The organism is Agrobacterium sp. GW821-FHT14E08 (assembly GCF_058803865.1).
Genome location: NZ_JBXAPJ010000001.1, coordinates 1,415,054 through 1,427,535, shown reverse-complemented (window position 1 = coordinate 1,427,535; position 12,482 = coordinate 1,415,054). Strand labels below are relative to the sequence as shown.

General features: G+C 60.3%; 12 protein-coding genes. 6 read left to right on the top strand and 6 right to left on the bottom strand.

From position 1 onward, the window contains the following. Positions 1-149 precede the first annotated feature (149 nt). On the top strand, positions 150-1,985 hold the full coding sequence (gene ilvD, locus AC1ROR_RS07055; RefSeq protein WP_035224095.1) for a dihydroxy-acid dehydratase: 1,836 nt from the start codon (positions 150-152) through the stop codon (positions 1,983-1,985). 59 nt (positions 1,986-2,044) lie between these two features. Here ilvD and AC1ROR_RS07050 read toward each other — a convergent pair whose 3' ends face one another. Further along, positions 2,045-2,527, bottom strand: coding sequence for a GNAT family N-acetyltransferase (locus tag AC1ROR_RS07050; protein WP_498588992.1), 483 nt, complete (start codon positions 2,525-2,527; stop codon positions 2,045-2,047). A 229-nt stretch (positions 2,528-2,756) separates the two neighbouring features. Between AC1ROR_RS07050 and AC1ROR_RS07045 the strand changes: the two genes are divergently transcribed. Further along, complete coding sequence (locus tag AC1ROR_RS07045) at positions 2,757-3,758, top strand: serine hydrolase domain-containing protein (protein ID WP_498588991.1); 1,002 nt, start codon at positions 2,757-2,759, stop codon at positions 3,756-3,758. Between the two features lie 21 nt (positions 3,759-3,779). On the opposite strand, the gene AC1ROR_RS07040 is transcribed toward AC1ROR_RS07045, so the two are convergent. From AC1ROR_RS07040 to AC1ROR_RS07030, 3 genes are read right to left on the bottom strand one after another with little or no spacing between them, the layout of a single operon-like run. Beyond that, a complete protein-coding gene (locus AC1ROR_RS07040) occupies positions 3,780-4,214 on the bottom strand; it encodes a hypothetical protein (protein ID WP_498588990.1) in 435 nt (144 codons plus the stop codon). Between the two features lie 25 nt (positions 4,215-4,239). Next, on the bottom strand, positions 4,240-4,695 hold the full coding sequence (locus tag AC1ROR_RS07035) for a MarR family winged helix-turn-helix transcriptional regulator (protein WP_498588989.1): 456 nt from the start codon (positions 4,693-4,695) through the stop codon (positions 4,240-4,242). 48 nt (positions 4,696-4,743) lie between these two features. Beyond that, the gene (locus tag AC1ROR_RS07030; protein WP_498588988.1) at positions 4,744-5,094 is read right to left on the bottom strand and encodes a lysozyme inhibitor LprI family protein; all 351 of its coding nucleotides are present in this window, start codon (positions 5,092-5,094) and stop codon (positions 4,744-4,746) included. A gap of 174 nt (positions 5,095-5,268) precedes the next feature. Between AC1ROR_RS07030 and AC1ROR_RS07025 the strand changes: the two genes are divergently transcribed. Together AC1ROR_RS07025 and AC1ROR_RS07020 are read left to right on the top strand one after the other, a co-directional pair. Next, positions 5,269-6,672 carry a DegQ family serine endoprotease gene (locus AC1ROR_RS07025; RefSeq protein WP_142173080.1) on the top strand — a complete coding sequence of 468 codons (1,404 nt, stop codon included), beginning with the start codon at positions 5,269-5,271 and terminating at the stop codon, positions 6,670-6,672. Continuing rightward, a complete protein-coding gene (locus tag AC1ROR_RS07020; RefSeq protein WP_498588987.1) occupies positions 6,669-7,985 on the top strand; it encodes a replication-associated recombination protein A in 1,317 nt (438 codons plus the stop codon). The genes AC1ROR_RS07025 and AC1ROR_RS07020 overlap by 4 nt, the downstream gene beginning before the upstream one ends. Positions 7,986-8,121: 136 nt before the next feature. Here AC1ROR_RS07020 and AC1ROR_RS07015 read toward each other — a convergent pair whose 3' ends face one another. Beyond that, positions 8,122-8,436, bottom strand: coding sequence for a DUF1883 domain-containing protein (locus AC1ROR_RS07015; protein ID WP_498588986.1), 315 nt, complete (start codon positions 8,434-8,436; stop codon positions 8,122-8,124). A gap of 253 nt (positions 8,437-8,689) precedes the next feature. On the opposite strand from AC1ROR_RS07015, the gene AC1ROR_RS07010 reads away from it, so the two are divergent. Then, the gene (locus AC1ROR_RS07010; RefSeq protein ID WP_498588985.1) at positions 8,690-10,504 is read left to right on the top strand and encodes a methyl-accepting chemotaxis protein; all 1,815 of its coding nucleotides are present in this window, start codon (positions 8,690-8,692) and stop codon (positions 10,502-10,504) included. A 96-nt stretch (positions 10,505-10,600) separates the two neighbouring features. On the opposite strand, the gene AC1ROR_RS07005 is transcribed toward AC1ROR_RS07010, so the two are convergent. Beyond that, the gene (locus AC1ROR_RS07005) at positions 10,601-10,759 is read right to left on the bottom strand and encodes a hypothetical protein (protein WP_158001523.1); all 159 of its coding nucleotides are present in this window, start codon (positions 10,757-10,759) and stop codon (positions 10,601-10,603) included. 100 nt (positions 10,760-10,859) lie between these two features. Between AC1ROR_RS07005 and AC1ROR_RS07000 the strand changes: the two genes are divergently transcribed. Beyond that, positions 10,860-12,140, top strand: a complete 1,281-nt coding sequence (locus tag AC1ROR_RS07000; protein ID WP_498588984.1) for an extensin-like domain-containing protein — start codon at positions 10,860-10,862, stop codon at positions 12,138-12,140. Positions 12,141-12,482: the final 342 nt, after the last annotated feature.

The window sequence follows — 12,482 nt, the reverse complement described above, 5'->3', positions numbered from 1 at the left end:
GAGCGTACCGTACCGAACCGTACTGTTTTGCCCGAAGGTGACAGTGACAGGGCTTGCGGTTTGCGCTAGAAAAACCGCAAAATAGGGCAGGAGCTGTTTTGACCGCGCTGCGGCAATGCGCTCGTCGCCAAGAGATCGAGGAAAACACCATGCCAGCCTATCGCTCCAGAACGACAACCCACGGCCGCAACATGGCGGGCGCGCGCGGCCTTTGGCGCGCCACCGGCATGAAGGACAGCGATTTCGGCAAGCCGATCATCGCGGTGGTCAATTCCTTCACGCAATTCGTGCCGGGCCATGTGCATCTGAAGGATCTCGGCCAGCTCGTTGCCCGCGAAATCGAGGCGGCCGGCGGTGTTGCCAAGGAATTCAACACCATTGCGGTCGATGACGGTATCGCCATGGGCCACGATGGCATGCTCTATTCGCTGCCGTCGCGCGAGATCATCGCGGATTCGGTGGAATATATGGTCAATGCCCATTGCGCCGATGCGATGGTGTGCATTTCCAACTGCGACAAGATCACGCCCGGCATGCTGAATGCGGCGATGCGCCTGAACATTCCCGCCGTCTTCGTCTCCGGTGGTCCGATGGAAGCGGGCAAGGTCGTCCTGCACGGCAAGACCGTGGCGCTCGATCTGGTTGATGCCATGGTGGCTGCCGCCGATGACAAGATTTCCGATGAGGACGTCAAGATCATCGAGCGTTCCGCCTGCCCGACCTGCGGTTCCTGTTCCGGCATGTTCACCGCCAATTCCATGAACTGTCTGACCGAGGCGCTGGGCCTGTCCTTGCCCGGTAACGGCTCGACGCTCGCCACCCATTCGGACCGTAAGCGGCTTTTCGTCGAGGCCGGCCATCTGATTGTTGATCTGGCGCGCCGTTATTACGAGCAGGAGGATGAAACCGTCCTGCCGCGCACCATTGCCAACAAGGCGGCATTCGAAAACGCCATGTCGCTGGATATCGCCATGGGTGGTTCCACCAACACGGTTCTGCATATTCTGGCGGCGGCGCATGAGGGCGGCGTCGATTTCGGCATGGAAGACATCGACCGTCTTTCCCGCAAGGTTCCCTGCCTTTCCAAGGTCGCGCCTGCCAAGCAGGACGTGCATATGGAAGACGTTCACCGCGCCGGCGGCATCATGCGTATTCTGGGTGAACTGGAGCGCGGTGGGCTCATCAATCGTGATACCTATACCGTTCATGAGGCGACGCTGGGCGATGCCATCGACCGGTGGGACATTACCCGTACCAACAGCGAGACGGTGCGGCAGTTCTTCAAGGCGGCGCCGGGCGGCGTGCCGACGCAGGTGGCCTTCAGCCAGTCCTCACGTTGGGACGATCTGGACACGGATAGCGACAATGGCGTCATTCGTTCGGTTGAGAAGCCTTTCTCCAAGGATGGCGGTCTGGCCGTGCTTTACGGCAATATCGCGCTTGATGGCTGCATCGTGAAGACAGCGGGCGTCGACGAATCCATCCTGAAATTCACCGGCCCGGCAGTCGTTTACGAAAGCCAGGACGCGGCCGTGAAGGGCATTCTCGGCAACGAGGTCAAGGCGGGCGACGTTGTCGTCATCCGCTACGAAGGGCCGAAGGGCGGGCCGGGCATGCAGGAAATGCTCTATCCGACCAGCTACCTGAAATCCAAGGGCCTCGGCAAAGCCTGCGCGCTGATCACCGACGGTCGTTTCTCCGGCGGCACTTCGGGCCTCTCCATCGGTCACGCCTCGCCGGAAGCGGCACAGGGCGGCGCCATCGGCCTTGTGCGTCAGGGCGATCTCATCGAGATCGACATTCCGAACCGTACGATCAACCTGAAGGTCACCGATGCGGAGCTGGCTTCGCGCCGCGCGGAGCAGGAAGAGCTTGGCTGGAAGCCGGAAGCGCCACGCAAGCGCAACGTCACCACGGCGCTGAAGGCCTATGCGGCCTTTGCCTCAAGCGCCGACAAGGGCGCGGTGCGGATTTTGCCGGAGTAATTCCTGGATTTCCGGGATGATAAAGCCGCCGTTGACGAACGGCGGCTTTTTTGTGCCGTTCATTCTTTTTCGAGCCGATAAGGTCGAAGCGGCACGATTTTTCCCCGTTGCCTGCAAAAGGCATTTGCACGGCCGGTTGCAACAAAGCCCAGCTTGTCCATCAGCCGGTGCGACGCCCTGTTGTCAAACAGGGGATTGGCATGCAGGGTTTTGATGCCCATGTGCTGAAAGGCATAATCGATGACGAGGCGTCCGGCCTCTTCTCCATAGCCCTTTCCCCAGACACGGCGATCAAGCCAAAGGCCGAATTCGCCCGAAAGGCCGATGAGACCGACCAGCCTGCCATCATCCACAGCCCATACCGCTAACCGACGCTCAGCAATGCGCCTGATCAGACGCCGTGCGTCATCGGTTTCGAAAGGGTAGGCCGTGCGCAGCAGATTGCGCAAAATGAGCGGATCGTTCGTCAACCGGGCGAGTGGCGACGAGTCCGTCATTTTAAATGGCCGCAGGACAAGGCGTGATGATTTCAGTTGTGACATCGTTTCCCGTCTTTTGCATTTGCGGCAGGGCAATAGTCCTCAAGATCACAAACTGATTCAAGCGCTTCGCATCTCGATTCCGGATTTCATGCCAACACCCTGTTTTCATGGAGATTCCGCGAGGCCATCAAATTGGGGTGTAGAAATTCGGTGATTTAAGTAAGGTCACATTGGAGTGATTGGCGGCGTTTCCTCTTTTCATCGCCGTATGGCTTCCTAGTTCAGTGACATGAAAAGACGAACCGCACTTGCCCTTATCGCGTCCCTGCCTATAGCCCCGCTTGCCCGCGCGCAAAGCAATGGCAATGGCATTCGTTTTGATCCGTTGCTGCGGGAGGCGGATGCGCTTTCCAGCCTCAAGGCCGTCATCGTCAGCATCGATGGCGGGGAGGCGGCGAGCCGCGCCTATCATGGTGCCAGCCTGAACGGTTCAACCAACATCAAGTCGGCATCGAAATCGGTTATTTCGGCGTTGGTCGGCATGGCGATCGACCGCAAGATACTGTCTGGCGTCGATCAGCCAATAGCAACTGTTCTACGCAGCGATTTTCCGCAGAACCCAGATCCACGGCTGGAACGGGTGACCATCGGCAACCTTCTGTCCATGCAGTCCGGCCTGGAGCGCATGTCGGGCCCGAACTATGGCCGCTGGGTCGCCAGCCGCAACTGGGTGAGAATGGCGCTGGGTTCCGGTTTTGCCGGAGAACCGGGCGGCGGCATGCTTTATTCGACCGGCTCCACCCATCTGCTTTCGGCGATCCTGACAAAAGCTTCCGGCCGTTCGACGCTGTCGCTCGCGCGCGACTGGTTCCGGCCGCTGGAAGGTTTCTCCATCGGGGGCTGGGAGCGGGACCCGCAGGGCATCTATCTCGGTGGCAACCAGATGGCCATGACGGCGCGGTCGCTCCTGGCCTTTGGCGAGCTTTACCGGCTGGGCGGGGTGACGCCCGGTGGCGAGCGGCTGATTTCGCAGGGCTGGATCGACCAATCCTGGCAGCAGCGTACCAATTCCGTCTTTAACGGCGATGGTTATGGCTATTGCTGGTTCATCAAGGAGATGGCAGGAGAGACGGTCTATTATGCATGGGGTTATGGCGGGCAGATGCTCTATATCATACCCGCCAGACGGCTATCGGTCGTGATGACCTCTCGCGAGGACGCGCCTTCCGCCCGAACCGGTTATCGTGACCAGTTGCATGGCCTTATGGAGACCATCATCCGGGCGGTATAACCTCATGCGCAAAGCGCCGAGTTAGGCGGCCAGACGGCGTTTTAGCTGAAGGCCATTGCGGAAGCTTTTTGCGAGAAGGGTGATATTGAGCGCTCCGGCGCAAAGCTCCAGCGCCTGAACGGCGTAGAAGACCCCGCCGTAATCGTTTGAGAGGGCGAAATGCCGAAGCACAAGCGCGCAAGGGACGAGGATCAGCAACCCGTTCAGTGCGATGAGCGGCATACGTTTCTTCTTGGCTGCGACCAGCGGATGTTTCCATTTGGCGCCCATGCGAAAGCCGCTGAAACCCGTGACCGCAAGCGCGGGTGCAAGCACCAGGAACCCCCAGGGAATGGCGAGCTTGACGGTACGGATCGCTTCGCTGGAACCGGAGATTTCGGTGACCGCGGTGGATAACCAAAAGGCGAGTATGATCGCCAACGCCAGCGTGCCGGCGACGGGATGAAGGGTTCTCATCGATATAGTCCTTTAGAAGATCGGTTCAGCCTTGCGGCGGATCGGCGTCCAGCCCGGCGAAAAGCCGGTTCAGGCAGTCTATGGCGTTACTCAGTTGCTCCGCCTGCATATCCGTGGCTAAACGGCCGGCGAGTTCATTCCATTGCTGCATGGTGGCGGCATAGGCATTCTCGCCCTTTTCGGTAAGGCGAATGAGCTTGGCCCGCTTGTGGTGCGGATTGTTTTCGAAGCAGACAATGTCCTGTCGCTCCATCTCATCGATGAGGCGTTGCACACCCTGCCGGGTCTGGCCCATGTTCCGTGCGATCTGCGCCACGGTCAAAGGCTGGCCGGCAAGCACCACCGCTCCCAGAACCTGCCAGCGTGCACTGGAAAGGCCGAAGGATGCAGACAGGGCGTCGCCCGCGGCGATCAGCGCGCCATTGGTTCGAAAGATGGCCACCGCCAGGGCGGAAAGAATGTGTGCGTTGTCCGCTTTCATGACAACATGTTGCCATTTTGACAATATGTTGTCAATATCGGATTTGCGTTACAGCGGCCGGTTGATGCTCTGGAAGGCTTCGCCCAGACGTTTCATGCGTTCTTCATAGGCGCCGGTAAGGCAGGCAATGTCGGCTGCGCATTCCTGGCGTTTCTTCAGCCATTTGCTCTGCTCGTCGCGCAGCGTGTCACGGGCGCCCATGGCCATCAACTGAGTTAGGATGTCGAAGGTGGTGGCCATCTTCACATCCTGGTCGTTGAGGGCACGGTTGTCGCAGATTGCTTTTTCATCTGCCGCGAGATCGGGCTTGGTGCAATCGAAGCTTGCGGCGTTGGCTGACGGAACGAAGGAGGGGGCGAGGAGGATGCCGCAGGCAAGGAGGGTCGGTTTCAGATGCATGGATCGTCTCTTTTTGAGGACAGTCTGGTGCCGGTGAAACCGAAAAGAGGTGTTGTTGGTTCCAATGGCGTCAACCGATCCATACCTGGAAAAGACTGGCCATCATCTTGCCGCTCTTTGCTTTACAGGCTTTGGCGTTATAACTCCATCATACTGATGACGATGAGGAATCACATGCGAAGCGTGTTGAAGTATCTGTCCACCGGCCTTCTCGCCGCGCTCATTCTCCTGCCAGTCGGCGTGCGGGCGCAGGACAAGGCCGTACCGTCGAGCCAGACGGAAATGCAGCTTTCCTTTGCGCCGCTGGTCAAGCGTACCGCGGGCGCCGTGGTGAACGTCTATGCGGAGCGTGTCGTGCAGCGGCGTCTGTCGCCCTTTGCCGGCGATCCTTTCTTCGAGCAGTTCTTCGGTCAGCAGATGCCGAACCGCACGGAAAAACAGTCATCGCTCGGATCGGGGGTGATCGTGACCGCCGGCGGCCTTGTGGTGACCAACAATCACGTCATCGACGGTGCTGATGACATCAAGGTGGCGCTGGCGGATGGGCGCGAATTCTCCTCCAAGGTTCTGCTGAAGGATGATCGGGTCGATCTCGCCATTCTGCAGATCGATGCCAAGGAGCAGTTTCCGGTGCTGTCGCTCGGCAACTCTGACGCCATCGAGGTCGGTGATCTCGTTCTTGCCATCGGCAACCCCTTCGGTGTCGGCCAGACGGTGACGAGCGGCATCGTTTCGGGACTGGCGCGCAATCAGGTAACGCAGGGCGATTTCGGCTTCTTCATCCAGACGGATGCCTCCATCAACCCCGGCAATTCCGGCGGTGCGCTGACGAACATGGCGGGTGAGCTGATCGGCATCAATACCGCCATCTTTTCCAAGGGCGGTGGTTCGAACGGCATCGGTTTTGCCATTCCCGCCAATCTGGTCCGGGTTTTCGTGGCTGCCGCCGAGCGTGGGGATGCGAGTTTCCAGCGACCTTACATTGGTGCAACCTTCGATCCTGTAACCTCCGATGTCGCAGAAGCGCTCGGCCTGCATCGCGCCCGTGGGGCGCTCGTGGTCAGCGTCGTCAAGGACGGCCCGGCGGAAAAAGCAGGCATCGAACCGGGTCAGGTCGTCACCGCCGTCAACGGCTTTGAGGTGGAACATCCGGATGCGCTGGGTTATCGCCTGACGACCGCTGGCATCGGCAAATCCGCCGAATTGACTGTGATGGACAAGGGCAAAGAAAAGAAGGTGACCATCGCGCTCGATACCGCGCCGGAAACCGCCCCGCGCGATGAGCGGCTGATCGAGGGCCGCAATCCCTTCGCCGGCGCGACGGTCGCCAATCTTTCGCCGAAGCTTGCCGATGAATTGCGCATGCCTTCGCAGGTGACTGGCGTTGTCATCACCGACGTGAAGCGCGGCTCGCCGGCCTATCGCGTCGGCTTCCAGCCGAAGGACGTCATCCTGTCGCTGAACGGCGCGGATATCGCCTCCACGGCTGCGGTCGAGAAGGCGCTGGACGATAATCCCGGCTTCTGGCGGGTGGAAATCCTGCGCGACGGGCAGCGCATCCGGCAGTTCCTGCGATGAGTGACGACCTCTTCGCCCCGCAAGTGCCTGTCGAGGTCGCCAACCGGCGGCCTCTTGCCGATCGTCTGCGTCCGAAAACGCTGGCGGAGGTGAGCGGGCAGCCGCATCTGACGGGCGAGGAGGGCGTTCTGCGCCGCATGATCGACAGCGGTTCGCTGGGGTCGATGATCTTCTGGGGGCCGCCCGGAACCGGCAAGACGACGGTTGCCCGCCTGCTTTCCGGCGAGGCTGGTCTGGCTTTCGAGCAGATATCGGCGATCTTCTCCGGTGTCGCCGATCTCAAGAAGGTTTTCGAAGCGGCTCGCACGCGGCGGATGAATGGGCGGCAGACGCTGCTTTTCGTCGACGAGATTCATCGCTTCAACCGCGCCCAACAGGACAGCTTTCTGCCGGTCATGGAGGATGGCACCATCATTCTGGTGGGCGCCACCACCGAGAACCCGTCCTTTGAACTCAATGCCGCTCTTTTGTCGCGCGCGCGTGTCCTGACCTTCGGGTCGCACGACGAGGACAGCCTCAGCGAACTTCTGAAGCGCGCCGAGGAGGCGGAGGGCAAGCCCCTGCCGCTGACGGAGGAGGCGCGTGCGAGCCTGATCCGCATGGCCGATGGCGACGGCCGCGCCGTGCTGACACTTGCCGAAGAGGTCTGGCGTGCCGCGCGCAAGGATGAGACTTTCGATACCGAAGGGCTGACGCGCATCGTGCAGCGCCGTGCCCCGGTTTACGACAAGAGCCAGGACGGCCACTACAATCTCATTTCAGCGCTGCATAAATCGGTGCGTGGTTCGGACCCCGATGCGGCACTTTATTACCTCGCCCGCATGTTCGATGCCGGCGAAGACCCGCTTTATCTGGGGCGGCGGCTGGTGCGTATGGCGGTTGAGGATATCGGCCTTGCCGATCCGCAGGCGCTTGCCGTCTGCAATGCCGCCAAGGACGCTTATGACTATCTCGGCTCACCGGAAGGCGAGCTGGCGCTGGCGCAGGCCTGCGTGTATCTGGCCACCGCGCCGAAATCGAACGCCGTTTACACCGCCTTCAAATCGGCGATGCGGGCGGCCAAGGAAAACGGTTCGCTGGTGCCGCCGAAACATATATTGAACGCGCCGACCAAGCTGATGAAGGGTGAGGGCTACGGCGACGGCTACCGTTACGACCATGACGAGCCGGACGCTTTTTCAGGTCAGGACTATTTTCCGGAGAAAATGGGCCGAACGACGTTTTACGACCCGCCGGACAGGGGTTTCGAGCGGGAAATCCGCAAACGTCTCGACTGGTGGGCGAAGCTGCGCCGAGAGCGCGGATCACGTTAGTGCTTTTGTGCAGTTTCGTACGGAGGCCGCCACGCATTTTGCAGAACTGCTTGATGCGCCGTTCTTCATAAAGAGAATCAGGTGCTTGGCAAAGTGAGTCGCAAAGCTGCGCCATCCATTTGTTTTTAAATGGAAATCATGAAGCTTTGCGGTGTTGCGCGGTCTGCGCCGGCGCTGGCAGCATCTTGACCGAGGATTCCGCCAGGCCGCTATGCCCTTCTGCATCGATTACCAGGTGCCAGTGCATTGTCTCGGGAATGCTGATGCGGATCGGCGATTTTTTCGCGACGCCACCGAGATATTTGAAGTCGAGCAATTCGGTAAAACGCTGGAAATTCGCGCTCGTCATCAGCCGCACATTGTTGACGGCCGACAGGGATATTTCAATGGTCGTCCCAGCCCGCAATTCCTTCAGGTCGTAATGCGTAAAGCGGAAATTCGGCCGTGCCATCGCGCGCCTCCCAATACCGTATATTTTGGCAGACGAGGATAGGCCGCCAGGGTTAACGAGCCCTTTAAAGTCGCAGGGCTGTTGTCGGATTTCGGGTTGCCGTGCCGATCTTGACCGCCTTCTAAGAGTATTGGCGGTGCTCAGGAAGCGGTTATGGAATAATACTAACGTATAATATGCGTATTTAATGATAATAAATTTTTCAACCTTAACATCGGCTGGTCGAAGTGCCGTCAGCGGCGTTGGGGGGAATATGAAAAACGTTACGATATCTATGCGCCTTTATGCGCTCGTTGCATTGTTTCTGGCAATATTGATCGCGGCGCTGACGTTCAGCCTCTTCGAAACCTTCCGTGAAATGGAGCGCGAGCGCAAAGCCGGTCTCGCCTCCATGAACGAAACGGCCGTTGCCATTCTCGAACAATATTATCGCCTAGAACAGAGCGGCGCCCTGACCCGGGAGGCAGCGCAGCAGCAGGCCAAGACCACGATCGCGGCGATGCGTTATGGCAATGGCAGCGGCTACTTCTGGATCAACGACATGCATCCCAAAATGGTGATGCATCCGATCAAGCCCGAGATGAATGGTACCGATCTCACCGCCAACAAGGATCCGAACGGCAAGGCGCTGTTCGTCGAATTCGTGAATACGGTGAAGGCGGGCGGTCAGGGTTTTGTTGATTATTACTGGCCGAAGCCCGGCGCGCCGGATCCCGTCGAGAAGTTCTCCCATGTCGCCGGTTTCGCGCCCTGGGGATGGATCGTCGGTACCGGGGTTTATGTCGATGATCTCGAGGCGGTTTTCTGGAACGATGCCTATTTCAACATCGGGCTGTGTGTTTTGTCGGCCTTGCTTGTGATTGGGGTGGCCGCCGCCGTCGTGCGCAGCGTGACGCGGCCGATCGATCTCATCCGCCAGAGCATGAAGCGTATCGCTGACGGGGACGGTGCGGCTGAAATCCAGTTCGCAGACCGTCGCAACGAAATCGGTGCGATTGCGAAAACATTGCTGGTGCTGCGAGACAGCGTCAATGAACGCAGCGCCCTGCAGGCCCGCGAGGCGGATCAGCAGCGGGCGCTGGAAGAGGCTCGGCACGGCAATGAGATGGTCCTGCGTTCCGCATCCGAACGTCAGGCCCATGCCATGAATGCGCTCGGCAACTCGCTGGAAGCGCTCGCCAATGGTGATCTGACCGTCGAGCTTGCCGATATCGGCGCCGAATATGAAAAACTGCGCACGGACTTCAACCGGGCGGTCGGCGCGCTGCATGGCGCCATCGAGGCCATCGCCAGAACTGGCGATGTCGTGAATGACAGCGCTGCCGATATCAGCGGGGCGACTGGCAATCTCTCGCGCCGGACAGAACAGCAGGCGGCGGCGCTGGAGGAGACGGCGGCGGCTCTCGACGAGATCACGGCCACGGTACGCACCGCTTCCGAGCGGGCCAATGAGGCGCGGCAGATGGTGCAGGACACGAAAAGCAGCGCCGGGCGCTCCGGCGAGATCGTGCGCAACGCCGTCGATGCCATGGGCCGTATCGAGGACTCGTCCAAACGTATCGGGCAGATCATTTCCGTCATCGACGAAATCGCTTTCCAGACCAATCTTCTGGCGCTGAATGCCGGCGTGGAGGCCGCGCGCGCTGGCGAAGCGGGGCGCGGTTTCGCCGTGGTGGCGCAGGAGGTGCGCGAACTTGCGCAACGCTCCGCCAATGCCGCCAAGGAGATCAAGACCCTTATCAACCGTTCTGCGGAAGAGGTGGGCGGCGGTGTCGCGCTCGTGCGCTCCACAGGCGATGCGCTGGACGAGATCGTGGAACTGGTCAATCGCGTCGAGGGCCACGTCAACTCCATCGCCACGGCGGCGCGGGAACAGGCGACGGGCCTGCAGGAGATCAATACCTCCGTCAATCACATGGATCAGATGACGCAGCAGAATGCCGCCATGGTGGAAGAAACGACGGCAGCCAGCCAGACGCTTGCCGAGGAGAGCCACCAGCTGCGCTCACTGTTGTCACGCTTCGAACTCGGAAACGCGGCAGGGCGCGCGGTCTCGCTGGCGGCGTGATTTTCGTCATACGGGGCTGATCGGGGCATTTCCTACCGTCATTCCGGCCTTGAGCCGGAATCCAGCCCACGCGTCTGCGTGGCGAAACGACTCTTTTCAGCCCAAGGACTTGGGCTGGCTGGATGCCGGCTCAAGGCCGGCATGACGGAGGATGAGAGCGTCGCTTAAATAAGCTAGGCCGTGCAGATGAATGCCGAGGCCGATAGGGCGCAGCCTGACTGCGCCCTTTCTTTTTTGAATGCCATAGTCGACCATTCGTTATTTCCGGCAACCAATAAGGTTTCGTTTACCTCATTTCTTTAAAATTTATCCTGTATTGCCGCGAATAGCGGCCGCTGAAGGTACAGGTTCTCGTATGGCGTATGTTTCCCTTCCGCGTCGTCTTGTGACGTTGCTGATGATTTCCACGGTTATGGTGTCGTGTTCGGCGGAGGGCCTCGTGCCGCCGGCCGAGGTTGATGGCACCACGCGTGTCAGCGCCATCCGGTCATCGCGGCAGCAGGGCTACAGCGCACCATCAGGCGCGGTCTATCAGGCCGAGCGGGTCGGGCAGTCCACCGATTATCCAGCGGCCGTGTCGCAGCCGATGCCGGAGCCTTACGCTTCGCAGGACCCCCTGCTGCAATCGCCGCAGGGCGGGCAGGGTTACTCAACGCTTGATACCCAGCATCAGGCGCGCATGGCGGCAAGCGGCCACAGCGTGCCAACCCAGACCATGCAAAATCAGGCGATGCCCAACCAGCAGGTCGCCTCCAGCCAGATCGCCGAAGGCGAGGGTGGGGTGAACATGGATTCCATGCTGGGCGTGGAGCCGGTGCGCGGGCTCGCGGAAGAGCAGGATGCCGATATTGCCGAGGGCGTTTCGGAGCAGCCGGTGGTGGATGGTATCGGCACCGACAACCCGGTCGCCGTCGCTCCGCCGCGCCGGCAGCAGAGCGCCGGGCAATCACGGCTGATACCGCCGCCGCCCGTTGGCGCGTCTTCCCGCCGCCAGCCGGTGGAGGAGGTGGCCATGTTGATGCCAAACGACCCCATGGCGCGGGGTGGGCCGCAAAGCGACCGCTCCATGCCACCCGGCGTCATGCCGTCCTCTGAAGTCGCCTGCCGCTCCGAACTACGCCGCCTCGGCGTCGCTTTCCGCGACGTCGCCCGCATTGCCGACGGTCCGACCTGCGGTATCGACTATCCGATTGAACTCAGTGGTCTGGCAAGCGGCGTCGCGATCCGCCCGGCGGTGAAGCTCAATTGCCAGGTCACGCTTGCCTTCGCCAAATGGGTGAAGTTCGAACTCGTGCCATCCTCGCGCTTCCGTTATCTCTCGGGCGTCGGCCGCATCACGCCGATGGGTGGTTATTCCTGCCGCAAGATGAATTCGCGCTCCAGCAATCCCTGGTCCGAACATGCGCGCGGCAACGCCATCGACATCGGCACCATCACGCTGAAGAACGGCAAGGAGATCGATGTTCGCAGCAAGAGCTTCTTCGCCTTCCGCGAGAAAGCGCTGCTGAAGGCGGTGCGGTCCGATAGCTGCAAATATTTCTCGACCGTTCTCGGGCCGGGCAGCGATCCCAATCACTGGAACCACTTTCACTTCGACCTGCGCACCCGCAAGTCAGGTTACAGGCATTGCGATTAGCGGGTTTCAAAGGGTGTTCAGCTTCATTTCCCAGTATTCCGGCGCTGAGCCGGAATCCGGTCGACGCAGCTCTCGCGTGGCGGGAAGAGTCTTTTCAGCCCAAGGACTTGGGCTGGCTGGATTCCGGCTCAAGGCCGGAATGACGGAGGTGGGGGAGGCGGCTGTATGAGAAGCTCCGCTTGCCTACTCTCGGTCTTCGCAAAAAAAGACCGGCCCGAAGGCCGGTGAAGAAGACTGCCTTATCGGGGGGATATCGGCGTCTTTGCAAGGGCATGCAATGGGACAAGGTCCCAAGAAGCGGTCCATCCGGCGCGGGATAGGCGGCAAAAGACATCGCGCCGT

Excerpts from the sequence above, each read along its gene's own strand:
- AC1ROR_RS07035 (WP_498588989.1), bottom strand. The coding sequence starts at position 4,695 with ATGAAAGCGGACAACGCACACATTCTTTCCGCCCTGGCGGTGGCCATC.
- AC1ROR_RS07015 (WP_498588986.1), bottom strand. The coding sequence starts at position 8,436 with ATGGCACGGCCGAATTTCCGCTTTACGCATTACGACCTGAAGGAATTG.
- AC1ROR_RS07010 (WP_498588985.1), top strand. The coding sequence starts at position 8,690 with ATGAAAAACGTTACGATATCTATGCGCCTTTATGCGCTCGTTGCATTG.
- AC1ROR_RS07020 (WP_498588987.1), top strand. The coding sequence starts at position 6,669 with ATGAGTGACGACCTCTTCGCCCCGCAAGTGCCTGTCGAGGTCGCCAAC.
- AC1ROR_RS07000 (WP_498588984.1), top strand. The coding sequence starts at position 10,860 with ATGGCGTATGTTTCCCTTCCGCGTCGTCTTGTGACGTTGCTGATGATT.
- AC1ROR_RS07005 (WP_158001523.1), bottom strand. The coding sequence starts at position 10,759 with ATGGTCGACTATGGCATTCAAAAAAGAAAGGGCGCAGTCAGGCTGCGC.
- AC1ROR_RS07045 (WP_498588991.1), top strand. The coding sequence starts at position 2,757 with ATGAAAAGACGAACCGCACTTGCCCTTATCGCGTCCCTGCCTATAGCC.
- AC1ROR_RS07050 (WP_498588992.1), bottom strand. The coding sequence starts at position 2,527 with ATGTCACAACTGAAATCATCACGCCTTGTCCTGCGGCCATTTAAAATG.
- AC1ROR_RS07025 (WP_142173080.1), top strand. The coding sequence starts at position 5,269 with ATGCGAAGCGTGTTGAAGTATCTGTCCACCGGCCTTCTCGCCGCGCTC.
- ilvD (WP_035224095.1), top strand. The coding sequence starts at position 150 with ATGCCAGCCTATCGCTCCAGAACGACAACCCACGGCCGCAACATGGCG.
- AC1ROR_RS07040 (WP_498588990.1), bottom strand. The coding sequence starts at position 4,214 with ATGAGAACCCTTCATCCCGTCGCCGGCACGCTGGCGTTGGCGATCATA.
- AC1ROR_RS07030 (WP_498588988.1), bottom strand. The coding sequence starts at position 5,094 with ATGCATCTGAAACCGACCCTCCTTGCCTGCGGCATCCTCCTCGCCCCC.